This is a genomic window from Mesorhizobium sp. M1396, from assembly GCF_040317725.1.
In the GTDB taxonomy this organism is placed as follows: Bacteria; Pseudomonadota; Alphaproteobacteria; order Rhizobiales; family Rhizobiaceae; genus Mesorhizobium.
The window spans coordinates 15,362-40,660 of sequence record NZ_JAMYLA010000001.1; the positions used below are offsets into that span (position 1 = coordinate 15,362).

26 protein-coding genes are annotated in these 25,299 nt (G+C 62.6%); 19 read left to right on the forward strand and 7 right to left on the reverse strand.

Annotated features, from left to right (window positions below; genetic code table 11):
• Together NKH02_RS00095 and NKH02_RS00100 are read left to right on the forward strand one after the other, a co-directional pair.
• The gene (locus NKH02_RS00095) at positions 1 to 792 is read left to right on the forward strand and encodes an ATP-binding cassette domain-containing protein (RefSeq protein ID WP_352875477.1); all 792 of its coding nucleotides are present in this window, start codon (positions 1 to 3) and stop codon (positions 790 to 792) included.
• A 194-nt stretch (positions 793 to 986) separates the two neighbouring features.
• A complete protein-coding gene (locus NKH02_RS00100; protein WP_352867090.1) occupies positions 987 to 2,009 on the forward strand; it encodes a LacI family DNA-binding transcriptional regulator in 1,023 nt (340 codons plus the stop codon).
• 350 nt (positions 2,010 to 2,359) lie between these two features.
• Here the strand turns inward: NKH02_RS00100 and NKH02_RS00105 are convergent, their stop codons facing one another.
• The gene (locus NKH02_RS00105; RefSeq protein ID WP_352875479.1) at positions 2,360 to 2,953 is read right to left on the reverse strand and encodes a TetR/AcrR family transcriptional regulator; all 594 of its coding nucleotides are present in this window, start codon (positions 2,951 to 2,953) and stop codon (positions 2,360 to 2,362) included.
• A 259-nt stretch (positions 2,954 to 3,212) separates the two neighbouring features.
• On the opposite strand from NKH02_RS00105, the gene NKH02_RS00110 reads away from it, so the two are divergent.
• The 7 genes from NKH02_RS00110 (at position 3,213) to NKH02_RS00140 (ending at position 10,827) form a co-directional block, all read left to right on the forward strand.
• The gene (locus NKH02_RS00110; protein WP_352875480.1) at positions 3,213 to 3,467 is read left to right on the forward strand and encodes a hypothetical protein; all 255 of its coding nucleotides are present in this window, start codon (positions 3,213 to 3,215) and stop codon (positions 3,465 to 3,467) included.
• Positions 3,461 to 6,637 carry an efflux RND transporter permease subunit gene (locus tag NKH02_RS00115; protein ID WP_352875481.1) on the forward strand — a complete coding sequence of 1,059 codons (3,177 nt, stop codon included), beginning with the start codon at positions 3,461 to 3,463 and terminating at the stop codon, positions 6,635 to 6,637. The genes NKH02_RS00110 and NKH02_RS00115 overlap by 7 nt, the downstream gene beginning before the upstream one ends.
• A 15-nt stretch (positions 6,638 to 6,652) precedes the next feature.
• A complete protein-coding gene (locus NKH02_RS00120) occupies positions 6,653 to 7,804 on the forward strand; it encodes an efflux RND transporter periplasmic adaptor subunit (RefSeq protein ID WP_352875483.1) in 1,152 nt (383 codons plus the stop codon).
• A gap of 249 nt (positions 7,805 to 8,053) precedes the next feature.
• On the forward strand, positions 8,054 to 8,746 hold the full coding sequence (locus NKH02_RS00125; RefSeq protein WP_352875484.1) for a GntR family transcriptional regulator: 693 nt from the start codon (positions 8,054 to 8,056) through the stop codon (positions 8,744 to 8,746).
• A 35-nt stretch (positions 8,747 to 8,781) separates the two neighbouring features.
• Entirely contained in the window at positions 8,782 to 9,888 is a 1,107-nt protein-coding gene (locus NKH02_RS00130; protein ID WP_352875485.1) for a mandelate racemase/muconate lactonizing enzyme family protein, read from the forward strand.
• Position 9,889: 1 nt separating this feature from the next.
• Positions 9,890 to 10,024, forward strand: coding sequence for a hypothetical protein (locus NKH02_RS00135; RefSeq protein ID WP_352875486.1), 135 nt, complete (start codon positions 9,890 to 9,892; stop codon positions 10,022 to 10,024).
• A 38-nt stretch (positions 10,025 to 10,062) separates the two neighbouring features.
• Entirely contained in the window at positions 10,063 to 10,827 is a 765-nt protein-coding gene (locus NKH02_RS00140) for an SDR family oxidoreductase (protein WP_352875488.1), read from the forward strand.
• Positions 10,828 to 11,008: 181 nt separating this feature from the next.
• On the opposite strand, the gene NKH02_RS00145 is transcribed toward NKH02_RS00140, so the two are convergent.
• A complete protein-coding gene (locus tag NKH02_RS00145; protein ID WP_352875489.1) occupies positions 11,009 to 11,236 on the reverse strand; it encodes a hypothetical protein in 228 nt (75 codons plus the stop codon).
• A gap of 27 nt (positions 11,237 to 11,263) precedes the next feature.
• Here NKH02_RS00145 and NKH02_RS00150 point away from each other — a divergent pair, with 27 nt between their 5' ends.
• From NKH02_RS00150 to NKH02_RS00160, 3 genes are all read left to right on the forward strand, one after another.
• Positions 11,264 to 12,238 (forward strand): ABC transporter substrate-binding protein, encoded by a 975-nt coding sequence (locus tag NKH02_RS00150; RefSeq protein ID WP_352867110.1) that lies wholly within the window; start codon positions 11,264 to 11,266, stop codon positions 12,236 to 12,238.
• Between the two features lie 77 nt (positions 12,239 to 12,315).
• Positions 12,316 to 13,401 (forward strand): quaternary amine ABC transporter ATP-binding protein, encoded by a 1,086-nt coding sequence (locus NKH02_RS00155; RefSeq protein WP_352875490.1) that lies wholly within the window; start codon positions 12,316 to 12,318, stop codon positions 13,399 to 13,401.
• Positions 13,398 to 15,380, forward strand: coding sequence for an ABC transporter permease (locus NKH02_RS00160; RefSeq protein ID WP_352875491.1), 1,983 nt, complete (start codon positions 13,398 to 13,400; stop codon positions 15,378 to 15,380). The genes NKH02_RS00155 and NKH02_RS00160 overlap by 4 nt, the downstream gene beginning before the upstream one ends.
• A 15-nt stretch (positions 15,381 to 15,395) precedes the next feature.
• Here the strand turns inward: NKH02_RS00160 and NKH02_RS00165 are convergent, their stop codons facing one another.
• On the reverse strand, positions 15,396 to 16,754 hold the full coding sequence (locus NKH02_RS00165; RefSeq protein WP_352875492.1) for a trimethylamine monooxygenase: 1,359 nt from the start codon (positions 16,752 to 16,754) through the stop codon (positions 15,396 to 15,398).
• A 340-nt stretch (positions 16,755 to 17,094) separates the two neighbouring features.
• Here NKH02_RS00165 and NKH02_RS00170 point away from each other — a divergent pair, with 340 nt between their 5' ends.
• Complete coding sequence (locus tag NKH02_RS00170) at positions 17,095 to 17,811, forward strand: helix-turn-helix domain-containing protein (protein ID WP_352875493.1); 717 nt, start codon at positions 17,095 to 17,097, stop codon at positions 17,809 to 17,811.
• On the opposite strand, the gene NKH02_RS00175 is transcribed toward NKH02_RS00170, so the two are convergent.
• From NKH02_RS00175 to NKH02_RS00190, 4 genes are read right to left on the reverse strand one after another with little or no spacing between them, the layout of a single operon-like run.
• Complete coding sequence (locus NKH02_RS00175; RefSeq protein ID WP_352875495.1) at positions 17,808 to 18,848, reverse strand: heme-dependent oxidative N-demethylase family protein; 1,041 nt, start codon at positions 18,846 to 18,848, stop codon at positions 17,808 to 17,810. The genes NKH02_RS00170 and NKH02_RS00175 overlap by 4 nt on opposite strands.
• A 9-nt stretch (positions 18,849 to 18,857) precedes the next feature.
• Positions 18,858 to 19,823 carry a PDR/VanB family oxidoreductase gene (locus NKH02_RS00180; protein ID WP_352875497.1) on the reverse strand — a complete coding sequence of 322 codons (966 nt, stop codon included), beginning with the start codon at positions 19,821 to 19,823 and terminating at the stop codon, positions 18,858 to 18,860.
• A complete protein-coding gene (locus NKH02_RS00185) occupies positions 19,820 to 20,416 on the reverse strand; it encodes a dimethylamine monooxygenase subunit DmmA family protein (protein ID WP_352875498.1) in 597 nt (198 codons plus the stop codon). The genes NKH02_RS00180 and NKH02_RS00185 overlap by 4 nt, the downstream gene beginning before the upstream one ends.
• Positions 20,417 to 20,456: 40 nt before the next feature.
• The gene (locus tag NKH02_RS00190) at positions 20,457 to 21,590 is read right to left on the reverse strand and encodes an aminomethyl transferase family protein (RefSeq protein ID WP_352875499.1); all 1,134 of its coding nucleotides are present in this window, start codon (positions 21,588 to 21,590) and stop codon (positions 20,457 to 20,459) included.
• A gap of 297 nt (positions 21,591 to 21,887) precedes the next feature.
• Between NKH02_RS00190 and NKH02_RS00195 the strand changes: the two genes are divergently transcribed.
• Genes NKH02_RS00195 through NKH02_RS00220 form a run of 6 tightly spaced genes read left to right on the forward strand, consistent with a single transcriptional unit; the run spans position 21,888 to position 25,214 of the window.
• Positions 21,888 to 22,166 carry a hypothetical protein gene (locus tag NKH02_RS00195; protein ID WP_352875500.1) on the forward strand — a complete coding sequence of 93 codons (279 nt, stop codon included), beginning with the start codon at positions 21,888 to 21,890 and terminating at the stop codon, positions 22,164 to 22,166.
• A 12-nt stretch (positions 22,167 to 22,178) separates the two neighbouring features.
• Entirely contained in the window at positions 22,179 to 22,556 is a 378-nt protein-coding gene (locus tag NKH02_RS00200; protein ID WP_023759015.1) for a hypothetical protein, read from the forward strand.
• A 32-nt stretch (positions 22,557 to 22,588) separates the two neighbouring features.
• A complete protein-coding gene (locus NKH02_RS00205) occupies positions 22,589 to 22,750 on the forward strand; it encodes a hypothetical protein (protein WP_352867136.1) in 162 nt (53 codons plus the stop codon).
• A 14-nt stretch (positions 22,751 to 22,764) separates the two neighbouring features.
• Complete coding sequence (locus NKH02_RS00210) at positions 22,765 to 24,159, forward strand: APC family permease (RefSeq protein WP_352867138.1); 1,395 nt, start codon at positions 22,765 to 22,767, stop codon at positions 24,157 to 24,159.
• Between the two features lie 45 nt (positions 24,160 to 24,204).
• On the forward strand, positions 24,205 to 24,894 hold the full coding sequence (locus tag NKH02_RS00215; protein WP_352875501.1) for a hypothetical protein: 690 nt from the start codon (positions 24,205 to 24,207) through the stop codon (positions 24,892 to 24,894).
• Positions 24,891 to 25,214 (forward strand): hypothetical protein, encoded by a 324-nt coding sequence (locus NKH02_RS00220; protein ID WP_352875502.1) that lies wholly within the window; start codon positions 24,891 to 24,893, stop codon positions 25,212 to 25,214. The genes NKH02_RS00215 and NKH02_RS00220 overlap by 4 nt, the downstream gene beginning before the upstream one ends.
• Positions 25,215 to 25,299 lie beyond the last annotated feature (85 nt).

Sequence of the window (25,299 nt, forward strand, 5' to 3'; positions counted from 1 at the left end):
ATGGCCGAGCCACTGATCCGCATGACGAACATCCGCAAGTCCTATGGCCGCGTGCAGGCGCTGGAGGATGCCAATTTCCATGTCAATGAACGGGAGATCGTCGGCCTGCTCGGCGACAATGGCGCCGGCAAGTCGACACTGATCAAGGTGCTTTCGGGCGCCGTTCCATTGACCAGCGGCGATATCTTCATCCGCGGCCAGAAGGTAAGCCTACGCAGCACCAGAGACGCCATCGCCCAGGGTATCGAGACGATCTACCAGGACTCGGCGCTGGTCACGCAATTGTCGATCGCGCGCAATCTGTTCCTCGGACGCGAACCGATCAAGCCGCCGCGCTTCCTCAACCGGATGGACCAGGACGCCATGAACACGGTTGCCCGCGACCTGCTCAAGCAGGTCGGCATTTCCAAGAACATCCCGCCGACGACACCGATCGGCTCGCTGTCGGGCGGCGAGCGCCAGGCGGTGGCGATCGCGCGCGCCATGCATTTCGACAGCGACCTGATCATCCTCGACGAGCCGACCAACAATCTCGGCGTCGCCGAAACACAGGGCGTGCTGAGCTTCGTGCGCAACGCCCGCGATTCCGGTCATTCCTGCATCTTCATCGCGCACAACATCCACCATGTCTTCCAGGTGGTCGACCGCATTGTCGTCATGCGCCGGGGCAAGGTGGTCGCCGACGACATCGACCCGAAGAAGACCAGCGTGGCGGAAGTCGAACGGATCATCACCGGCATGTCGGACAAGGAAATCCGCGATGCCATCGCCGATGGCAAGCCATCGCACTGACTATCGGGTGATGGGCGGCAATCATCCATCACCTCAGATCGCATCGCTCGTCTGGCGCGGCATCGCATCGGCGCATAGGGTTGCGGCATGAAAATCCACCGTCTCGGATATCGCCCGCAATTGCGGGCCGTGGGTTGCGGCATGAAAGCCACCGTTTCGGATAACGCCCGCAATCGCGGGCCGGGGGTTGCGGCATGAAAGCTACCGTCTCGGATATCGCGCGCAATTGCGGGCTGTCGACCGCAACGGTCGACAGGGTGCTCAACAACCGGCCGGGTGCGAGCGCCGCCAACCGGCAGCGCGTCATGGAGGCGGCCAAGCAGTTGGGCTATCTGCCGGTCGCCGATCAGGTGACGCTGCCTTCGCGGCCCGCGCACCTCGAATTCCTGCTGCCTATCGGCAGTAATGCCTTCATGCGCGATCTTGCCGGGCATATCGAGGACTACGCCGCGCGCCTGCCGCTCGTCGCCTCGTGCCGGATCCACAATCTCGCTGGCATCTCGCCGAACGCGCTGCAGAGTGCCGTCGAAAATCTCTCACTGCGGGCCAATGGCGTCGGTGTCATCGCCGTCGATCATCCGCGTACGCGCAACATCCTGCGCGACATTGTCGACGCCGGCATGCGCCTGGTGACGCTGGTATCAGATGTTCCGGCGGCACCACGATCGGCCTATGTCGGCATCGACAACCGGGTGGCGGGACGAACGGCGGCGCTGTTGATGGGACGCTTCCTTGGCGGCCGCACCGGCCATCTGGCGATGGTCGTAGGTTCCCGCTCCTATCGCGGCCACGAGGAACGCGAAATGGGTTTCCGCTCGGTGCTCAATGAAGAGTTTCCCAACCTGACTGTGAGCAGCGCCGTCGAGATCAACGACGAACCCGACGTCAGCTACATCGAAACCATGAAGGCACTGCACAACGAGCCGGAACTGCTGGGCATCTATTGCGTGGGAGCCGGACACTCGGGCGTTGCAAGGGCGATCCGGGAAGCCAGGCCGAACCGCAAGCCGGTGTTCATCTGCCACGACCTCACCAAGGACACGCGCGGCCATCTCGTCGACGATCTGCTCGATGTCGTCATCGACCAGAATGCCAGGCTGATCGCGGAACAGTCGGTCATTCGCCTGCTCGGCTCGATTGCATCCTCGGCGCCGTATCTGACGCGGAAGTTTATCGAGCCGCGGTTGATCTTCAGGGAAAACGTTCCAGTGCAGTGAAGGCGCGTCTGATTGCAGACTGAGCTTTTCCTGCCACAACCCGCAACTTTCGCGGGCGTCACGGCAAATCTGCACAGCAGCTATGCACGATTCATTATTGCCGAATCATTGGGCAAATCGTAGTTTCTGGTTGTCGGCCATCTACTCCTCCCAGATGCGATGCCGACGCTGAATGGGGCGCACCTCCTCCCGCGCCACATTCGAAATCGAGCCCGCTGCCACCTCCTCCCGGCAGCGGGCTTTTTTCGTTCCAGCGACGGTTGCAACATTGCTCACGTCAAAAGACGCGAGACATCGTTCACTCTCGGTCGCAAGATCGAATAAGGGCCATCAGCTGCCGCAGCGAGACTTCAGCCGGAGGCGGTGCTGCCTCTGAAGGAGACGATCAGCCCTTCCGCCATGCGGACGAACTGCGCGCTCGGGCCTTCCGTGCCGACGCTCTGAACACTGACACGGGCGCCTTCAAGCAGAAGCGACAGCGTGTCGGCGAGCAACTCGGCCTGGCCGATGCCGGCATCCCTGCACAGCGTCACGAGGCGATCGCGCTGTGCTTCCTTGAGTTCCTTGATCACGCGCCTGGCCGGATGATCGGTCTCGCTCAGTTCGACGGCGGCATTGGCCATATCGCAGCCGCGGCCGTCCGCCCTGAGCATATCGGCGGCAACCCGGACCCAGGCATGCAGTTGCGCCAGCTTGTCGCCAGGGTGCTCGGTTTCGAACTTTTCCCACATTGCACCAGCCTTGCAGGCGGTGGCGCGCAGGCATTGGATGATGAGGTCGTCCTTTGAATCGAAATGACGATAGAGCGTCATCTTGTTGGTTCCGGCGGCCTCAGTGATCGCGTCGATGCCGACGCCCTTGATGCCATGCTTGTGAAACATGTCCTGCGCCGTCTCCAGGATCCTGTCCCGGGGGCGGGCGCGCTCCACAGTGCCGTCTTCCATCAAAACCTCCTTGGTTTCCCAAAAATCCCTCGGTACGCCTCTTGACTAGGGTGTTACCGGTCTGTAACGTCACGAATGTTACTTACTGGTAACACCTATATCGCCTTTCGTCAATCACAAGGCCGTGATCTGGTCCTACCAGATCAAAACAGGCCAGATCGAGACAGGCGAAAAATTGAGATCATGCGGCCTCGGCCGGTGAAGAGATGAAAACGGTTCGCGAGCATGGGCTGCGAATCGATAGACAAGGAGCCGGCCAATGCCACAGCGCCGCGATCTTACCATAGATGAAGCCGTCCGGGATCCGATGATCCGGCTGGTCATGAAAGCCGATGGCGTCGACCCGCGCGCCTTCGAGACGATGCTGCGCTCGCTCGCCGATGCACAGCGCCGCGAGGTGCCGTTGCTGCGTTCCCTGGAGGAACGCAGTGATGGGCGCGGCCAAAGGCTGTCCAGGGTTGCCGGCGCCTTCGGGCGGGCAAGAGCAGCCGGGGAGGCGTGCGTGTCGTGGTAAACTTTTTCATCCACCGTCCGATCTTCGCCTCGGCGATCGCCATCATCATGGTGCTCGCCGGGACGATTTGTTATTTCCTGCTGCCCGTTTCGCAGTTTCCCGACATCACGCCGCCACAGGTCGTGGTCAGCGCCCACTATCCGGGCGCCAGCGCGCAGGTGGTCGCGGACACCGTGACGACGCCGCTCGAGCAGCAGATCAACGGCGTGCAAGGCATGACCTACATGTCGTCGACGAGCTCCAATGACGGCTCCTCGACCATCACCATCACCTTCGATGTCGGTTATTCGCTCAGCACCGCCGCCGTCGACGTCCAGAACCGCGTCTCGCAGGCTGCCTCATCGCTGCCGGCGATCGTCAACCAGGGCGGCGTTACCATCAAGAAGCAGAATCCGAACTTCGTCCTCATCGTCAACCTGACCTCGCCCGACAGTTCGGTCGATCCGGTGGCGCTGAGCAACCTTGCCTATCTGCAGGTGGTCGATCCGCTGAAGCGGTTGCCCGGCGTCGGCGACGTGCAGATCTTCGGCGAACGGCGATATTCGATGCGCGTCTGGCTCGATCCGGACAAGCTCGCCAATCTCGGCATTACCGCGGTCGACGTTCAAAACGCCATCTCCGAGCAGAACGTCCAGGTGGCGGCCGGCAAGATCGGCCAGTCGCCGGCCCCCGCCGGCACCGCTTTCGAAATGCAGGTCAACGCCGTCGGCCGCCTGAGCGATCCCAAGGAATTCGGCGACATCGTCGTGCGCGCCAACACGGACACCGGCTCGCTGGTCAGGCTGCGCGACGTCGCCCGCATTGAGCTCGGCGCGCTGCAATATTCGTCGTCGGCCTTCTTTGGCAAGGACCCGACGGTGGTGCTCGCCGTCTACCAGATGCCCGGCTCCAACGCGCTCGATCTGCAGCAGCGTGTCAAGGACAAGATGCAGGAGCTTTCGGGCCGTTTCCCGAAGGGCGTCTCCTATGCGATGCACTATGACACGACCCGCTTCGTCTCGGCGTCGATGCATGACGTGCTGATCACGCTCGGCGAAGCGCTGGTGCTGGTCGTCGCCGTGGTGTTCCTTTTCCTTCAGAGCTGGCGCACGACGATCATCCCGACTATCGCCATTCCGGTGTCGCTGGTGGCGACGCTGGTCGTCATGGAGATGCTCGGCTTCTCGCTCAATATGCTCAGCTTGCTCGGCATGGTGCTGGCGATCGGCCTCGTCGTCGACGATGCCATCGTGGTGGTCGAAAACGTCGAGCGGCAGCTGGAGGCCGGGCTCAAACCGCTGGCGGCGACAAAGGCCGCGATGGCCGAAGTCACCGGTCCGATCATCGCCACCACAGCCGTGCTGATGGCGGTGTTCGTGCCGGTCGCCTTCATTCCGGGCGTCTCCGGCAAACTCTACAACCAGTTCGCGCTGACGGTGGCGATTTCCGTCGGCATCTCCGCCTTCAACTCGCTGACGCTCAGCCCCGCGCTCAGTGCCGCCTTCCTGCGGCATCGCGAGCCGACGCAGTTCGTGCTGTTCCGCTGGTTCAACACCGGCTTCGACAGGCTGTCGCATGCCTATGCCAATGGCGTGCGCATTCTCATCCGCTTGCGCTGGATCATGCTCGGCCTGTTCGCCGCCGGACTGGTCGCCACTTACTTCGTCTGGCAGCGACTGCCCTCGACATTCCTTCCGGTCGAGGACCAGGGCTATTTCTTCGTCGTCATCCAGTTGCCCGACGGCGCTTCGCTGGAACGCACCGACGCGGTGGCGCAGAAGGCGCGCGACATCCTGCAGGCAACGCCCGGCGTCGACATCGTCGGCTCGATCAGCGGACTGAACTTCCTGACCAGTGCCGCCCAGTCGAATTCGGCGGTCGAATTCGCCATCCTCAAACCTTGGGAGGAACGCGGTCCCGACCAGAGCGCCTCGAAGCTCGTCGCCGACGTGCGCGGCAAGCTGATGCAGATTCCGGAAGCCTTCGCGCTGAGCTTCGATCCGCCCTCGATCCCCGGTATCGGCACCACGGGCGGCTTCGAGTTCGTCGTCGAGGATCTCACCGGTCGCGGCAGTTCAGCCCTCAACGATGCGACGCAAGCCGTGATCGCCGAGGCGCGCAAGCAGCCGGAGATCAATCCGCAGCAGCTGTTCTCGCCGTTCTCGACCTCGACGCCGCAGTTCAACTACGACCTCGACCGCAGCAAGGCCAAGCTGCTCGGCCTCAACCTGCCCGATGTGTTCAGCACGCTGCAGATCTATCTCGGCTCACTCTACGTGAACGATTTCAACCTGTTCGGCCGCACCTTCCGTGTGACCATCCAGGCTGACAAGGATGCACGTGCGGGTGCCGCCGACATTTCGCGGCTCTATGTGCGCAATGCCTCCGGCGGCATGGTGCCGCTCAGCACGCTGGGCAAACTCGTGCCCTTCGTCGGCCCGGAAACCGTGCCGCACTACAACAACAACGCCTCGGCCTCGATCAATGGCGGCGCCGCGCCCGGCTTCTCCTCGGGCCAGGCGGTCGCCGCGATGGAACGGGCCGCCGCCACAGCGCTGCCCAGGGATTTCGGTTTCGAATGGACCGGCATCACCTTCCAGGAGCTCAAGGCAGGATCGATCGCGTCCGTCGTCTTCGGCCTCGCCATCGTCTTCGTCTTCCTGATCCTGGCGGCGCAGTATGAGAGCTGGGCGATGCCGTTCATGGTGCTGCTGGCGGTGCCGCTCGCTCTGTTCGGCGCGTTCGTGGTGCTGTGGGCGCGCGGCATGCAGATCGACGTCTACTCGCAAATCGGCTTCGTCATGCTGATCGGCCTGGCGGCGAAGAACGCGATCCTGATCGTCGAGTTCGCAAGGCGACGGCGTGAGGAAGGCTTGAGCATTGTCGAGGCGGCGATGGAAGCCGCACGGCTCAGGCTGCGGCCGATCCTGATGACGGCCTTCGCTTTCATCCTCGGCGTGCTGCCGCTGATGTTTGCGACCGGCGCCGGTGCAGCAAGCCGTCAGTCGATCGGCACCACCGTCTTCGGCGGCATGGTCGCCGCGACCATCCTGTCGCTGGTGTTCGTGCCGGTATTCTACGCGGTCATCGAACAGCTGCGCGAACGCCGCGGCAATGACGAACCCGCTACTCAAGACAATGAGCCAACGACTGACCACGCCTTCCCGCCCCTGGCGGAAGCGGCCGAATAAGATTGGAGACTGATCATGCGTAAATGGAAAATCGCGTTGGGAACAGCCGTCGCGCTGGGTGCGATCTCGGTGGCCAGTGTCCACCTGCTCGACATGGGCAACCTTAGCCTCAATGCCGGCACGGCCGGTGCCGCACCTGCCCCGGCGGCGTTCGTCATGCCGGTGCCGGTGGTCAGCGTCGTCAGGAAGACGATCCCGATCTACCTCGACTATGCCGCGCGGACGGAACCGATCCGCAGCATCACCTTGCAGGCCAGGATTCCCGGCTATCTGCAGGAACAGACCGCTGCTGACGGCGTCGACGTCCGGCAAGGCGATCTTCTCTACAAGATATCGCCTGACGACTTCCAGGCCGCTCTTGACCAGGCGAAGGCGCAGGTGCAGCGCGACATGGCGACGCTCGACTATGCCCGCTCCAATCTTGGCCGTGGCACCGAGCTCGCCAAGAGCGGTTACCTCGCCAAGGATGGCTTCGACCAGCGCACCAGCACCTTGCGCGAGGCACAGGCGTCGCTCGCGCTCAACCAGGCGGCGGTCCGCACGGCAGAGCTCAATTTGAGCTATGCCGAAATCCGGGCGCCGTTTGGCGGACGCCTGGGCCGCAACCAGGCCTCTGTCGGAACGCTGGTCAGCGTCGCCGGCACGGTGCTCAACACGCTGGTGCAGCTCGATCCGATCTACGTCACCTTCAATCCGAGCGAGACGGATCTGGCCGAGATCGAGCAGGCCCGCGCCAACGGCCCGATCGAGGTCGAGGTGCTGCTTCCCGGCCAGACCGAGGCGAGCCAGAAGGGCGAGCTGACCTTCATCGACAATTCGGTCGACCGTTCGACCGGCACCATCACCGCGCGAGCGACGATCGGCAATGGCAAGTTCACCCTGTTGCCCGGCCAATATGTTCGTGTCCGGCTGCATGTGAGGCAGCAGCCCGATGCGCTCATGGTGCCGCAGACGGCGCTGGGCTCGAGCCAGCTCGGCAAATATCTCTATGTCGTCGGCAAGGGCAACACGGTCGACCAGCGGCTGGTTTCGCTCGGCCCGACGAGCGGCGGTCAGGTCGCCATCTTGAGCGGCGTCGCCGAGGGCGATCAGATCATCACGGGCAATCTGCAGAAGATCGGACCCGGAATGCCTGTATCGCCAATGCCGGAAAAGCCGGCCACCTGAACACCCCCGTCAGGACCGGCTTCAGCGCGGCGCCCCGGCCTTCCCACAGGTCGCGGGCGCCGTTTTCGTGAGCAATTCCACGAGGCGGGCGACATCGGCGCGGTCGGCCTTGGCCGGCTGCTTCAGCGGCCGCGCGGCCTGAGGCTGAAGAGGCAACATTCCAGCGGTCCCCAAGAATCCGAAGATGACCTCTTGTTAGATTGTCGACAATCTGCTTGTCTTGCTTTCGGTTACCTTGGGAGCAGCCGAATGGGGAAAGCGGACTTCAGTCCGATCGCGGACACGACGCGCCGCGCCGAGATTGTCGCGCTGCTGCGGCGCGCGATCCTGACCGGGCAGCTCGAACCCGGCCAGAAGCTCAACGAGCTTAGGATTTCCGAACAGATGCGGGTCAGCCGCGCGCCGCTGCGCGAGGCGATGCGCGAGCTGGTCCAGGAAGGCATCCTGACCAGCATTCCCTATGCCGGCACCTTCGTCATCGAGGTCACGGCCAAGGACATCGACGACGCCTATTCGTTCAACAAGGTGATGGACGAGCTGGCCATCGAGCGGGCGTGGCCGCTGCGCGACCAGCGCTTCTTCGACGAGCTCGACCGGCGCCATGAAGCAGTGAAGCAGGCGACCCGTGCGTTGGACACGACGCGCCAAATCGAAACCGCGCTGCAACTGCATGGCCTGATCTACGAATGGGCCGACAATTCGGTGCTGCTGGAAACCTGGCATCGGCTGACCAGCCGGCTGCAGATGTATTTTGCGCTCCACCAGCATGCCCGCAATGAGCCGGTGCCGGCCGAAGACGCTCACGAAACCTATGTGCGGTTGCTGAAGGGCAAGGACATGCGTGCAGCGCAACGCCACGCCAGGGAGCACATCGATCTCGATTTCGAGGAGTTGCTTTCCTACGCGCGCGGCCTCGAACAACGCCCATCGAAGGGCGCCTGACCCGTTCCCAACATCACAGACAACGGAAAAGACACGTGCAGATCGAAATCATCAAGGCCTACCATGTCGTGCAGCCCTTCGTGGACGGGCCCTACCGCATGTCGAAGGGGCGCGTTGCCGACGCCTTCGACGCGGTGATCGTGTCGATTACATCAGACAGCGGCATCACCGGCTGGGGCGAAATGGCGCCGCTCGGTAATTTCTACTCGCCCGCCTTCGCCGCCGGCGTCCGTGCCGGCGTGGTGGAGATCGCGCCGCATCTGATCGGCCAAGAGCCGCGCGGACTGGCCGGCATTGGCCGGCTGATGGACACGGTGTTCAAGGGCCATCCCTACATCAAATCGGCGCTCGACATGGCCTGCTGGGATCTCGCCGCACGTGCCGCCGACGTGCCGCTGGTGACACTGCTCGGCGGCCGGGAGAGCGAGACCACCGAACTCTACAAGGTCGTCACCCATGGCAGCGTCGACGCCATGGCCGCGCTGGCCAAGCGCATCGTCAAGGACGGCTTTCACCGGCTGCAGGTCAAGGTCGGCGGCAATGTCCATGACGACATTGAGCGCGTCACTGCGGTCGCCGCTTCGGTGCCGAAAGGCACGGTCATCTTCTGCGACGCCAATGCCGGCTGGACACCCTACAAGGCGCGCCAGTTCGCCGATGCGACGCGCGCCATCGACTACACGTTCGAGCAGCCCTGCACGACGATCGACGAATGCATGTCGGTGCGCCGCTCGCTCGACAAGCCCATGGTGCTCGACGAGTCCGTCGCCTCGCTGGATGACATGCTCGACATCCATCGCAAGGGTGCGGCCGACGGGCTGACCTTGAAGATTTCGCGGCTCGGCGGCGTCAGCAAGACACGCCAGATCCGCGACCTCGCCGTCGACCTCGGTTTCATGATCACCGTCGAGGACACCGGCGGCGCCGAGATCGACACCGCTGCCATGGCGCATCTGTCGCTATCGACGCCCGAAGAGCGCCGGCTGCACGCGATCGCCTTCCATGAATGGGTGACGGTGCGCACGGCGTCGAACATGCCCCCGGTCACCGGCAGCCGCATGGGCATTCCGGACGGACCGGGCCTTGGCATCGACGTCGTTCCCGACCTGCTCGGAAAACCTTTCTTCGAGGTCGGTCGCTGAGATGAAAATCCGCGGCATCAAAGCCGCGCCGATCAACTTGCGCCTCGAAGCGCTCTATGCCTGGGCGTTCGGCGAGTTCGACGGGTTTTCACCGACCATTGTCGAGGTCGAGGATGGGAGCTTGCTCGGGACATAGCGCGGCGCGTACCCTCCCGAAGGCAGGGAGGGCTATCGATGGATCTTTTCAAACTTAAAGGCGATGTCGCGCTGGTCACGGGCGCCGGCAGCGGCATCGGCCAGGCGATCGCGATCGGGCTGGCCGAGGCGGGTGCCGACGTCGCCTGTTTCGGCCATGCCTCGAAAGGTGGACTGGACGAAACCGCGCACCGGATCACGGCACTCGGCCGCAAGGCGCTCGTGCTGGCCGGCACGGTGACGTCTGAGGGTGATCTCGCGGCGGCGATCGAACGCGTCGAGAGCGAACTCGGTGCGCTGACCGTCGCCGTCAACAATGCCGGCATTGCCGGCTCCGAGCCGGCCGAGACGCTGTCGCTGGAGACATGGCAGAAGGTGCACGAGGTGAATGTCGCCGGCGTCTTCCTGTCCTGCCAGGCGGAGGCCCGCAAGATGCTGGCGCGACGCAAGGGCTCGATCGTCAACATCGCCTCGATGTCTGGCACCATCGTCAACCGCGGCCTGACGCAAGCGCACTACAATTCCTCGAAAGCCGCCGTCATCCACATGTCGAAGAGCCTCGCCATGGAGTGGGCCGACCGTGGGCTGCGGGTCAACGTCGTCAGCCCGGGTTACACGCTGACGCCGATGAACAAGCGGCCGGAGGTGGCGGAAGAGGTCAAGATCTTCAAGCGCGACACGCCGATGGGGCGCATGGCGGCGCCGGAGGAAATGGTCGGACCGACAGTGTTCCTGGCCAGCCGCGCATCGAGCTTCGTTACCGGCCTCGACCTGATTGTCGATGGCGGCTACGTCTGCTGGTAAGGCTGTTCGTGGACCGGGTGCCGTGACCGACTTCGCCCTCAGTCTGGAATTCCGCAGTGCGCAGAGGCGTCAGCCGTTGCGCCGCATGAACGTTGGTATATATACTTTCATCCTATGAAACGGCGTCGACGAGGATGGAGCTCGCCGGCCGAGATCATGGGATTTTGATGGCTCGCACGTCTCAGAGCGCCGCCGGAGCGGCGATCGATCCGTTGACGATTGCTCGCGCAGCAATCCATCCGATGCCATGACGCGGATCCATCCGATACCACACCATCACCAGATTGAGCACCATTTTGCCTGCGCCGATCGCGGCTGCAGCATGGGCATGGTGCGAACGAGCTTGCGTAACGACCAGCCTTTCCAACACAATCAAGAAAAGACGCAAGAAGGGAACGACTGAAAACATCCACATGGTTTGACAGGAGAACCAAACATGTCATTTCGCAGTGTGATTTCGAATCTATCAATGGGAGCCTTCGCGCTTGCCGCCGCAAGTGCGCTTACATCGCCGGCCCAAGCCGCCGCACCGGAATCCAACGACCCGATCAAGATCGCGCTGTTCGACTGGACCAGCGTCAATCTGAACGCCAAGATCCTCGGCGGCATCCTGGAAAAACTCGGCTACACTGTCGAATATCCGACCGCCGACTACCTCTCCAGCCTGACCACGGGTCTCACCAATGGCGATCTCGATGTCGGCCTGGAGTTCTGGGACACGACCGCCGGCGAGGCGATGAAGGCTTCCGATGCGACCGGCCAGACCGAACGGCTGGGCAAGCTCGGACCTAAGGCCAAGGAAGAGTGGTGGTTTCCCGAATACATGAAGGAGAAGTGTCCGGGCCTGCCCAATTGGGAAGCGCTGAAGGAGCCGAAATGCGCCGAAGCCTTTTCAACGGCGGAGACCGCACCGAAGGGCCGTTATCTCGGCGGCCCGGTAACATGGGAAGGCTTTGACGACGAGCGCGTCGAGGCGCTGAAGCTGCCCTTCACCGTCATCCATGCCGGCACCGACGCGGCGATGTTCGCCGAACTGGACTCCGCCTATCAGCGCAAGGCGCCGATCATGCTGTGGATCTATTCGCCGCATTGGGCGCCGGCCAAATACAAGGGCGAATGGGTCGAATTCCCCGAATATACGCCCGAGTGCTACAACGATCCGAAATGGGGCACCAACCCCGACGCCAAATACGATTGCGGCAAGCCGCATGGCGAGATCTGGAAGTACTCCTGGGCCGGCATGAAGGACAAATGGCCGGTCGCCTACAAGGTGGCGAAGGCCTACACGGTCGACACCGACGAACTCAACAAGATGAGCGGCGACATCGATCTCGGCGGCAAGACGCCCGAAGACGTCGCCGCCGCCTGGATTGCTGCCCACGAGGCCGACTGGAAAGCCTGGGCGCAGTAATCGTTCCAACTGGAAAAATGAGACCCGGCTGTTGATCAGCCGGGTCTCAATTCTTGATGTTCCAGAAGGACGTTTGAATGACGGACAAGACTGAACAGGGACCAAACGCGGCAGGCACGCCAAAGGATGCCCGCCCGATAAAGCTTGCCTGCCGCAATGTCTGGAAGCTGTTCGGATCGAACGCGGCCAACTTCATCCGCGAACGCGACGGCAAGGCCAGCATGGCCGATGTCACTGCCGCCGGACTGGTCGGCGCGGTGCGCGCCGTAGACCTCGAAATCCGCCAGGGCGAAATCTTCATCATCATGGGCCTGTCGGGCTCCGGCAAGTCGACGCTGGTGCGCTGCATGTCGAGGCTAGTCGAGCCGACCCACGGCAAGGTCGAATTCGAGGGCAAGGACCTCCTGAAAATCTCGGATGCCGCGCTCATCGAACTGCGGCGACACCGCATGGGCATGGTGTTCCAGAATTTTGCGCTTCTGCCGCATCTCAACGTGCTGGAGAACATCGCCTTCCCGCTCAGCATCCAGGGGCAGGACCGGGCGACGCGCGAGGCACGGGCCCGCGAGGTCATCGAGCTTGTCGGCCTGCGCGGTCGGGAACATTTCTATCCGCGCGAATTGTCCGGCGGCCAGCAGCAGCGTGTCGGCATCGCCCGCAGCCTGGCGACAAAACCGGAAATCTGGTTTCTCGACGAGCCGTTCTCGGCGCTCGATCCGCTGATCCGCCGCGAGATGCAGGACGAGCTGATGCGGCTGCAGACCATGCTGCACAAGACCATCGTCTTCATCACCCATGATTTCGACGAAGCCATCCGGCTGGCCGACCGCATCGCCATCATGAAGGACGGCGAGGTCATCCAGATCGGCACGCCGGAGGAGCTGGTGGTCAATCCGGCGACCGACTATGTCGCCGAGTTCACCCGCGACGTCGACCGCGCCAAGGTGATCTCGGCACGCAGCCTGATGCGCGCCTGCGACGGCTCGGAGCATGGCGGCACGGTGGCGCCGGATGCCAAGATCGCAAGCTTCTCGGCCGGTATCGTTGCCGCCAACAAGCCGTTCGCGGTGGTCAACGGCACCGGCAAGCCGATCGGCGAGGTGACGCCGCAAGCGGTGATCGATCTGCTGGCCGGCATCGATCGCTCGAGGGCCGGCGCATGACGGTGACGGCAAGCGCCAGCGAGGCAAGGGCGCGGCCGATTCAGGTCTGGCTGCTGGTCTGGGCGTTCGCGCTTGCCGCCGTGCTTGTCGTGTTCCTGTTGCAGGACCGTCTGCCCTGGGCCGTCAACTATCCGGCCAGCGCGGTTGTGCCGGTCGCCGACTGGGTCAGCGCGCTGATGCGCTGGATCAAGTCGAACCTGTCGTGGCTGACCCGCTCGATCACCGCGGTCCTTGGCGTGCCGCTCGATTTCGCGCTTAACTTACTGGCCAAGAATTTCAAGATCGGCCATGGCACTGATGCCTATGTCCTGCCGCGCCTGTCCTGGGTCGGTGTCTGCGCTGCCGCTTTCCTTGCTGGACATGCCGTTGGCGGCCGGAAACTCAGCCTGCTGGTTGGTGGCTGCTTCCTCTACATCGCGCTGTTCGGCCAATGGACCAGCGCCATGCTGACGCTGGCGCTGATCTCCATCGCCGTGCCGTTCTGCATCGTCACCGGGCTGTTCGCCGGCATCTGGGCGTGGCGCAAGCCGTGGGCGGAAAGGCTCATCGTCTCCCCGGCGCTCGACCTGATGCAGACGATCCCGACCTTCGCCTACCTGATCCCAATGCTGCTGCTGTTCGGCAACAGCCCGGTCTCGGCGATGATCGCCACCGCAATCTTCGCCACCCCGCCGATGGTGCGGGCGACGATGCTGGGCCTGTCGCGGGTGCCGTCGGAGATCGACGATTTCAGCGAAATGGCCGGCTGCACAGCGCGGCAGAAACTGTGGCGGGTGCTGCTGCCGTCGGCGCGACCGACACTGATGGTCGGCGTCAACCAGGTCATCATGCTGGCGCTGAACATGGTGATCATCGCCTCGATGATCGGCGCCGGTGGCCTCGGCTACGACGTGCTTTTGGCACTGCGCGCGCTGAAGGTCGGCGAAGCGATGGAAGCCGGTCTCGCAATCGTGGCGCTCGCCGTCGCGCTCGACCGGCTGAGTCAGGCCATCGCGCACAAGCAGGCCAAGGGTCATGTCCATCAGGAGATGGGCCCGAGCCTCTGGCGGCGCTACCCCAATCTGACGCTGGCCATCGCCATCCTTGTCGTGACAACGCTGCTCGGCCTGTTCGTGCCGGCCTTCGCGGCGGTGCCGAAGGCGATCACCTTCACCACCGCGCCGCTGTGGAAGGCGGCGGTGAACTGGGTCACGATCAATTTCTTCGATGCGATCGAGGCGTTTCGCGTGGCGCTGATCCTCAACGTGCTGAACCCGCTGCGCGCCTTTTGCGAAGGCTTTCCGTGGCTGGGTGCCGTCTTCCTGCTCGGCCTCGCCGGCTACCAGCTCTCCGGCCTGCGTCTAGCCGCCCTGGTCGCCGCGCTGACCGCCTTCTGCGCCATCACCGGCCTTTGGGAAAAAACCATGGCGACCGTCTATCTCTGCGGCATCTCAGCCTTCATCGCTTGCCTGATCGGCATCCCCATCGGGCTGATGGCCTCGCGTAGCGACCGCTTCGAAAAGATCGTCACCCCGGTCATCGACACGCTGCAGGTGCTGCCGTCCTTCTGCTTCATCATTCCGGTGGTGATGCTGTTCCGGGTCGGCGACGTCACGGCGATGATCGCAACGATAGCCTTCGCCGTGGTGCCGGCGATCCGCTACACCAATCACGGCATCAGGCAGGTGCCGCCGGCGCTGATCGAGGCCGCCAAGGTTTCCGGCTGCACGCCGCGCCAGACCTTCTTTCGCGTGCAACTGCCGCTGGCACTGCCCGAGATCATGCTCGGCGTCAACCAGACGATCCTGATGGCGCTGGCGATGATCATCATCTGCGCCATGGTCGGCACGCGCGATCTCGGCCAGGAGGTGTTCATCGCGCTGTCTAAGGCCGATTCCGGCCGCGGCATCGTCGCCGGCCTGGCGATCGCGTTCATCGGCATCGTCGCCGACCGGCTGTTCAGCGCCTGGACGGCAAGGGCACGGGCAAGGCTGGGGTAGCTTGAGGCGCGACGGCTATTCCGCCGCCACGCCTTTGACTTCCAGATAGCTCTCCATCGAATCGTCCAGCGCCTGCAGCCACGGCGTATGGTGCAGCGGCGCCATGGTGCCGGTCATCAACGAACGGTAGGCGTGGTCGCGGAAGCTCATAATGTCTTCCACCTTGTGGTGTTCCCACTCCATGAAGGTCTGGTTGACCGCCTCGACATCGAAACCGGGATAGTCGGTCTGGTCCATCAATTCCTTGGTGTAGTCGCCCTGGAACCAGATCATCTGCTCGGCGTCTTCCAGCGTTTCCTCACGCGCCCGCCACTTCGCGCCGTGCTCGGCCATCGCCTCGGCGGACGGCAGCTTGATGCGGCCCATGATGACGTCTCGCGCGAACCATGCCTGCGCGTCGAACATATTGAAGGTGTAGAACTGGTCCTGCATGCCGATATAAGAAAGCTGCGGGTTCTTCTCCCAGACGACGCCTTCATAGAGATCAAGCGGCCACATGCGGTTTGCGGTCTTGAGCTTCAAATCGTCGGTCAGGAACGGGAAGGAATGCAGGTATCCGGTGCACAGGATGATGGCGTCGACGTCCTTGGTGGTGCCATCCTTGAAATGCGCCGTCTTGCCGACGACCTTCTGCAGCAGCGGCACCTCTTTCCAATTCTCCGGCCATTTGAAGCCCATCGGCTTCGAGCGGTAGCTGGAGGTGATCGATTTGGCACCGTATTTGTAGCATTGCGAGCCGATGTCCTCGGCCGAATAGGAGCGGCCGATGATCAGGATGTCCTTGCCCTTGAACTCCATAGCGTCGCGGAAGTCGTGGCTGTGCAGGATGCGGCCGTTGAAGGTCGAGAAACCGTCGAAGTATGGCACGTTGGGCACCGAGAAATGCCCGGAGGCGACGACGACGTTGTCGAACTCTTCCGAGTAGGTGACGTCGTTGGTGCGGTCATGCGCGGTGACCGTGAATTTTTTCGTCGTGTCAGAAAAGGTGACCATGCGCACCGGGCTGTTGAAGCGCACCCATTTGCGCACACCTGATTTTTCGACGCGGCCCTTGATGTAGTCCCACAGCACGGCGCGCGGCGGATAGGAGCCGATCGGCCGGCCGAAATGCTCCTCGAAAGTGTAGTCGGCGAATTCCAGGCATTCCTTCGGGCCGTTCGACCAGAGGTAGCGGTACATCGAGCCGTGCACCGGATCGCCATGCTCGTCGAGCCCGGTGCGCCACGTGTAGTTCCACAGGCCGCCCCAGTCCGACTGCTTTTCGAAGCAGACGATCTCGGGAATGTCGGCGCCCTTGTCGTCCGCCGACTTGAAGGCCCTGAGCTGTGCCAGGCCGGATGGCCCGGCTCCGATGACGGCAACGCGACTTTTCATTGCAGGCCTCCCGATCTGATTTCGGCTTTTGTCTTGACGCAATCCCCAAGGGGAAAGCGCTATGGGCTTTTCCCGGGAAAACCGTTTTACGCTTTTCCTGGAATTGCTCTTACGAAACAAATTTCACTCACAGGGACAGTAATTGGCCCTTTCGTGCTGTCAACAGGCCGGTGCTGAAACAAGGTTGCACCGTGGTGGATTTTCGCAAAAAACTGGCGCGGCCAAACGCGAGATCACGCGCATGCGCCTTCAGGCAACTTGCCGTCGCGGTTGCGCTGCTGTATCGGCAGCTTACATGTTCACCTAGAGTGAAATAAATCTGCGGAGTCCCGGGGCCGACATGGCGAAGACAGTTTCCGATTCCAAGGTTGATCCTGTGGCCACGAAAGCAAAGCCGCTGCCAAAGGTTTCTGCCGACGGGAAAACCATCCGCGCGCCGCTGACGCAGAACCCGCATGCCATTCGCGACACGCGCGAAAAAGTGCTGGAGGTGGCGATCGGCCGCGAGGTGCGGGCCTTCCGCAAGAAGCTCGGTATCACCGTCGCCGACCTGGCGGTCGCCACCGACATTTCGCTGGGCATGCTGTCGAAGATCGAGAACGGCATCACCTCGCCGTCGCTGACCACCTTGCAGGCACTGTCGCGGGCGCTCGGCGTTCCGGTCACCGCCTTCTTCCGTCGCTTCGAGGAAGAGCGCAGCGCCGTCTTCGTCAAGGCCGGCCAAGGCCTCGATGTCGAGCGCCGCGGCACCCGCGCCGGCCACCAGTACAATCTGCTCGGCCATATCGGCTCCAACACCAGCGGCGTCGTCGTCGAACCCTATCTGATCACGCTGACCGAGGATTCGGATGTGTTCCCGACCTTCCAGCACGAAGGCATGGAGTTCCTCTACATGCTCGAGGGCGAGGTCGTTTACCGGCACGGCAGCAACCTTTACCCGATGAAGCCCGGCGACAGCCTGTTCTTCGACGCCGATGCACCGCACGGGCCCGAACAGCTGACCAAACTGCCGATGCGCTATCTCTCGATCATCTGCTATCCGCAGAGTGCGGGTTAGTCCGGCCCAAACCCCGGGCTCGTCAGGCTGCCATCATCGAGCTTCGACAGCCATTCGACCAACGCCGGGCGATAGCGTGTCAGGCCCTTGTAGTTGGCCAGTTCGTCGGGCAGGTCGCGGATGACGCGGTGCAGGCGCCGCGCCCATTTCGGCTGGGTCACCAGTTCGTCCATCTTGATCAGGTAGCAGCGGATCGGAAAAACGATGCCGTTCGAGCGCGGCAGGCGCCAGAAGCTCTGCAGTTCGACCCGCAAATGCACCTTGTCGCCGACATTTTCGGGCGTCACCGTCGCCCGGTCCGGACCCCATTTGTGATAGTTCTCAGGGCTCGTATCGAGGCGTGGATTGATGGTCATCGTCCAGTTCAGGCGCCGCGCCGGCTTGCCTTGCTGGATGTTGGTGAGGAATTTCAGCGCCCTGACGAAAATCCCCTTCTCATGCGCCAGCGGCACCGGCGCGTGCCATTCGAAGAAGTTCATGCCGATGTCGAAATCGAGCGACCAGTCGGCCTGGGTGGTGACCATGCCGGCATCCATCCACAGATTGCCGTCGCGCTGGTCGAGGATGCAGAAATCGCCCTGGCTCTGGCGAGTGATGTACTCCATCGGTCCGTAAGGCAGTGTCGAGGTGTCGCCGAAGGTGAAGGTGTCATCGATGCCGAGCGGCCGGTTGATCCAGCGCCAGCGGTCGCCATCGCGCGTCAGCGTGAAGTGCTCGGGATAGCCTAATGCCTGCTGCTCCATCAGGAGTTCGAGCAGGTCCCAGCCGGCCAGCGTCATGTGCGGCAGCGACTGGCAGCGTAGCGGATCCTCGGCCAACACCAAGGCACGGTCCTGCATCTCGGCGACATAGTGCTCGTCGACGTCGATCAGGTTTTCCAGCACGCTGCCCTTCGGCCCGACGACATGCGGCTCGATGTTCACCGCGTACATGTAGGCATCTTCGTGGAACGGGAACGGAAACCGCCTTATGTGTTCCGGGCTGTTCTTGAAGGTGAAATCGTCGCGGAACGTTTCCTTGCGAAAGGTGATGCCCATGATTTCCTCCTAGCGCTCCAGGACCAGCGACCGGCCCTCGAAGCGCGACACGCACGGCATGATCTTTTTGCCTGAACGGTGCTCTTCCTCGCTCAGCCAGTGGTCGTTGTGGATGAACCTGCCGTCCGAAGAGATGACGTTGGTTTCGCATTGGCCGCAGACGCCGCCGCGGCAGAGATAGGGTGGATCGACGCCGGCCGCCTCGATCGCCTCGAGCAGGCTCTGCTGTTCATCGACACGGATCGTCTTGGCGCTGACGGCAAGCGTCACGTCGAACGGCAACCCGGGCTGAGGTGCCGCGAAATGCTCGAAATGGACGGTCTCCCGCGGCCAGCCAAGGGCTGCTGCGCGATCCCGCACCCAATTGATCATGCCGGCCGGGCCGCAGACATAGAGATGCGTGCCGAGCGGCTGCGTCGACAGCAAGCGGTCGAGCTCGATGCGTTCCTCGCGGTCGTCGTGATAGAGCCTGATGCGGCTGCCGTAGCGCTCGCGCAGCACATCGGCATAAGTGCCGAGCGATGCGGTGCGGCAGGTGTAGTGCAGCTCGAAATTGCCGCCTTCGGCCGCCAGCTGCGCGGTCTGCGCCATGAACGGCGTGATGCCGATGCCGCCGGCCAGCATCAGGTGCTTCCTGGCGCGCAGGTCGAGCGAGAACAGGTTGACCGGATAGCTGACCACCATCTCCAGTCCAGGCCGGACATTACGGTGCATGAACAGCGAGCCACCGCGGCCGACATCGTCGCGCCGCACCGAGATCGTGTATTCGCGCGTGTCGAGCGGCGAGCCCATCAGCGAATACGGATTGAGCCTGGTGCGCTCGCCGTCGCGCATCTCGACCACGACATGGGCGCCGCCGGAAAAGGTCGGCAAAAGCTCGCCGTCGCGGCGGCGGAAATGGAAGCGGGTGACCAGATCGTTGACCGGGACGACATCGCTGACGACGACGTCGAGTTTTGTTGTTCCGGTGCTCATCGGAAGACCTCCTCCATCGGAGGAATCTCCGAGCGATCTTCCGCGTTGATGCAGACGCCCTGGAAGGCGGCGATGCGTCGGGAATAGTGATCGCGAACCAGCAGCAGCAGCCCGCAATGCGCGCAGGTCGCCGGCTGCGTCGTCACATTCTCGGTGATGCCCTTGCAGTGCACGCACTGCATGCGCCGCGCCAGCGAGCCGCGGTGCTCGGTCTGGATCGAGGTGTGGTCGATGCCGGCTTCAAGCGCCACCCGCATCGCCTGGCCGATCAGGCCTTCAGTGCCCGAGAGATAGAGGCGCAGGCCCATATGCGCGTTGGCGAGCGTCTGCCTGAGCCGTGGCAGCAGGCTGGCGAAGGATGGCGCCTGGTGAAACCGCGCCGGCTTCAGCGCTTCGAGCGCGGCGATGTGCTTGCCGTCCGACCCTGGAATGAAGACGATTTCGGCATCGTCGAAGAACCCGGCGGGCGCGCTCCCCGCCATGTCCTTTATCGCCAGCGCCCCTTCCGCATCCGCGATAAAAAGATGATGCTTGCCAGGCTGCGGAGACAGGGTTCCGTAAACGGGCCGGCTGATGATACTCTTGACTGCCATCTAACTCTTCGTGCCTCGAACCTCTCGACCTGACTATGCCTCAACCTTTCGCCGTGCGCTTGGTCTTCTTGGGATCATCGAAGGGAAGCGGCTGCGCCGTCGCTTTGATGGCACCGCTCTTGTTGCGGATTTCGAGTTTGGTGTCCTTGACCGCGCAATCGACGTCGAGCCGGGCGATGCCCATCGATTTCTCGACCAGCGGCGAATACATGGCGCAGGTCACCACGCCGACCTTTTTGCCGTCGCGATAGACCGGCGCGCCCTCATCGGCCGGCTCCTTGCCGTCGAGCAGAACCCCATAGATCTTGAAGCGCTCCTTGCCCTTCAGGCGGTAGTGCTCCTCGGCGCCACGAAAGCCCGTCTTGCCAGGACTGACGGTGAAGTCGAGGCCGAGTTCCCACAGCGTGTCGCCGGGGCCTTCATTGTCGAACGGATACTTCTGGGAGTTGTCGTAGGGATAAAAGAGCAGATAACTTTCGACGCGCAGCATGTCGAGCGTGGTGAAGCGGCACGGAATGATGCCGGCGCTCTTGCCCTCGTCGAGGATCCTGTCCCAGATCGTGCCGGCATCCTGGCCGCGGCAGAAGATCTCATAGCCGCGCTCGCCGGTGTAACCGGTGCGCGAGATCATCACCGGAAAGCCGAACAGTTGCGTCTGCATGTGATGGAAATAGTTGAGATCGCGAATGCCCGGCACGTGCTTGGCCAGGTAGTCGACTGATGTCGGCCCCTGCAGCGACAAATCGTGGAGATTGTCGTCGAAGCGGAGTGATACGTCGCGGCCCATGGCCGCGCGCTGCAATTCCTCATGGCCGGTGCCCGAGCCATGCACGACCATCCAGGCATTGGGGCCGGTGCGGTAGAGGATGCAGTCGTCGGTGAATTTTCCCGCCTCGTTCAGCATGCAGGCATAGGCCGACTTGCCGGGATAGATCTTTTCGACATCGCGCGTCGTCGCCAGATCGATCAGGTGCGAGGCATGCGGTCCGGTGATGTGGACCTTCTTGAGGCCGGAGACATCCATCAGACCGGCCTGGGTGCGGATGGCGATGTATTCCTCGTCGGCATCCTTGTCGTAGGTCCAGGCGGTTCCCATGCCGCTCCAGTCTTCGAGCTTCGAACCGAGCGCGCGATGGCGATCCGCCAGGGTCGAAAATCTCCAGGATGCCGTCATCCGCTCGTCCTCCGTTTCGAAAATTCTTTAGCTGTTCCCTGCCCCCTGCGCAGCGGCGGGAGCTTTGACCGAATATTGACCGCAAACGTCGAGGCGCCGCAATACCCATAAGCAATTAATTTCATTGTCAGGCAAAATCCGCCACGCGAAGCAAACGGTTAACCCCACGTAAATCGCGCTTGACAATCGCGGAATTCGGACGGAATTTATGAAAAAAATTTCACTCTCTTGAAAGAGGGCAGCGGGCGGCCAATTCGGGGTCGAGCGTTGGAAAAAGGGGAAAAACCGATGTCAGACATGCAGCAGCGCATCGAAACGCTGTACCTCTCCGACGTGCGCGGGTCCGCGCTCCTGATCGTGTGCCTGTGGGCGACGATCCTCTTTGTCCTCTTCATGACATGGCCGTACGTCCCGAACGCGGGGATCAAGGCGGTCGTCGCCGCCGCCGCCGCTGCCGTGCTGATCTTCAACACGGCCGCCATCCTGGCGATGGTCAAGCACTACAAGGAAGACAAGGAATTCATCTACGGGCTCGATATCAAGAACGCCGACGCGTTCCGCAACCGCAAGTCCTGAGGGGTAGAAGAGATGCCGCGCTACACGCCACCGGAGCAGAGCAAGGCCGGGCAGGTTTTCGACATCGCCGTCGTCGTGGTCGCCATTTTCGTGGCGCTGTGGCTGCCGCTCAAGCTGGGCCTTGCCGGTGCGGCAAAATCAATCGACGCGCTCGACGCCAAGACGTGGGAAGCGCTTGGCCAGAACCCGACAATGGCCTCGATCTGGGAAAAGCTCGGCTACACGCCCGAGACCGCGCATGACATCATCCAGAACCGCTTCCACTATGTCATCGACTGGCCGACGCTGATCATCATGGCCGCGGTGCTGATCGGCTATTTCGTCTTCCTGTTTCGCGCGTCCGACCGCGAATATCGCGACGTCATCAACGAAAAATTCGACGACAAGTAAAAGATTCGACGACAAAAATTGGGGGACGCACCATGTGGACCGCACTCTCTTACGCATGCTGGGGCATCTCGATCGTGCTTGCCCTGTGGATGCTCTATGACTGGTTCAAGGTCGATACGACCTTCTCCGAAGAGGTGCTGACCTCATCGCGCGAAGGTGAGCTGGAAGCCGTTTCCGAAAAACACCGGATCTGAGTGGGGATTGAACAATGACGGTTACACTTGAACCGGCAATCCACGGAGACAGGGTTTCACTGCTCCGCGTGCTTGGCCCGGCCCATGTCTGGGCGCTTGGCGTCGGCATCGTTCTCGTCGGCGAATTCACAGGCTGGAATTTTGCCGCCGACAAGGGCGGCGCGCTGGCCGCGCTGATCGTCTGCTGGGTCGTCGGGCTGCTCTACACCTCGGTCGCGATGATCGATTCCGAGGTCACATCGACGGTCGCCGCCGCCGGCGGCCAATATGCGCAGGCCAAGCACATCGTCGGACCGCTGATGGCGTTCAATGTCGCGCTGTTCCTGGTCTTTGCCTACACCATGCTCGAAGTCTCCGACGCCATCCTGCTCGGCGACACGATCGTCGCCAAGGCGGGGGTCGAAGGGCTGACCCACAATTCCTTCATCGCCGCGACCATCGTCGTGCTGGCGTGGCTGAACTATCGCGGCGTGCTGATGACGCTCAACGTCAACTTCGTCATCACCGCGATCGCCTATGTCTCGATCGTCATCCTGTTCTTCTCGGTCACCCCGTGGACGCAAGGCGCCGTGCTGAAGCTCAACGAACTGGTCACCCCCGGCAACGCCCTGCCCTATGGCTGGATCGGCGTCATCGCCGCCTTCCAGTTCGGCATCTGGTATTATCTCGGCATCGAGGGCACCACGCAGGCCGCCGAGGAAGTGCGCTCGCCGGCCCGCTCGCTGCCTTACGGCACCATGGCCGGCATGATCACGCTTTTGATCGCCGCCGCCATGACCTGGTATGTCTGCGCCTCGATGATGCCGTGGGAATATCTGGGCATCACCTATTATCCGCTGTGGGACGCGGGCAAGCTGACCGGCAGTCCGTTGCTTGAGAACCTGCTATTCGTCGCCACGCTGCTTGCCGCGCTGGCCTCGGCCAATGGCTGCATCAACGACGCGGCGCGCGCCTGGTTTTCGCTCGGCCGTGACCGCTATCTGCCGACCTGGTTCTCGGCCGTGCATCCGAGATATCGCACGCCCTACCGCTCGATCCTGTTCCTGCTGCCGATCGCGCTGGCATTCGCCTTCATCGCCGACCTCAACCAGGCGATCACCTTCTCGATCCTGTCGGGCGTGCTGCAATACACGTTCATGAGCATCAACATCATCATGTTCCGTAAGAAGTGGCCGCTCGGCTCTATCCGCCGCGGCTACACGCACCCCTTCCACCCGGTCCCCGCCATCGTACTGTTCTGCCTTTGCGTGGTGACCTTCTTCGCCATCTTCCTGGGCTTCGGTTCGCAGCTGATCGCGATGGTCGCCTTCTATTTCCTGATCTCGCTGTGGTTCCATTTCTACCGCTACAGATTCGTGCGGCGCGGCGACCAGTTCACCATGCCGTGGCCGAAGCCGCAGGGTTATTGATGGGGGTTGGCCCGTCCGGATCCCGGGCGGGCCTGGCATGAGAACATGTCCGAGGTGACATCAGCACTGCTTGCCGGGGCCATTGTCCTGGCTCTCGTCCTCCACCTTGCCTGGCAGGCGCGTACCAGCCGCAACAGGGCATCGATGGCGCTCGCCGTCGAGCAGGGCCGCATCCGCACGGTCATCGCCGATGCAGCCGATGTCTCGGATGGCACCGTCGGTGTCACCACCTGGCAAGGGTCATGGAACAGTCAACGCGTCCAGGTGCGCACCATCGTCGATACGCTGGCGACCAGGAAACTGCCGGCGCGCTGGCTCAGTGTTTCGGTCACCGAAGAGGTGGCGGTGCCAGCTACCTTCGACATGATGATGCGGCCGGGTTCGCCGACGACCTTCTCCAATTTTGATCACCTTGAGCATACGCTGCCCAAGGCCCCGGGGTTTCCTGCCGAGGCGGTGCTGCGCACCGACCGCAGGGCGGCGCGCTTTCCCCAGGGCCTCATCGCCAGCCATATCGAGATCTTTGCCGAGGGGCGTGCCAAGGAACTGCTGATCACCCCGAACGGAGTGCGTATCGTCTGGCTGCTGGCCGAGGCCGAGCGGGCGCGCTATGGCGTCTTCCGGCAAGCCGAATTTGGCGGTGCCACTCTCGATCCGTCCCTGATCGAAAGGCTGCTGGTTTCGGCGTCGGCGCTGCGCGACGCCATCAACAAGAACGAGCGGCAGGCCGCATGACCAGTTCCATCCCCGCACCCACCAATCCCTATCTGGTTCTCGGCGCCGCAATCGTGCTGCCGGCAAGCGGACATGTCATTCTCGGCGTGCCGGTGCGCGGCTTGCAGTTCCTCTTCTTCATGGTGATCCTGGCATGGGTCACGGCCAAGATCGCGCTGCCTGACGCCAGCTTCGTCGGCCGGCATGCCGGCGGCTTCCTGATCTATGCCTTGTCGATCCTCGACGCCTACAAGACCGCCCGCATCCGCACCGTCAAATGGGTTCACAATGCCCGGCGAGACGGCGACAATGCACAGAGCGGCATTGGGCCGCACACGTAACTAGAGGAAAATTTTTTTCATATGATTGAATTTATGAGACTCATTCGATACATCATCTCTTAGCTGCAAACGTTGGGAGGCTGAC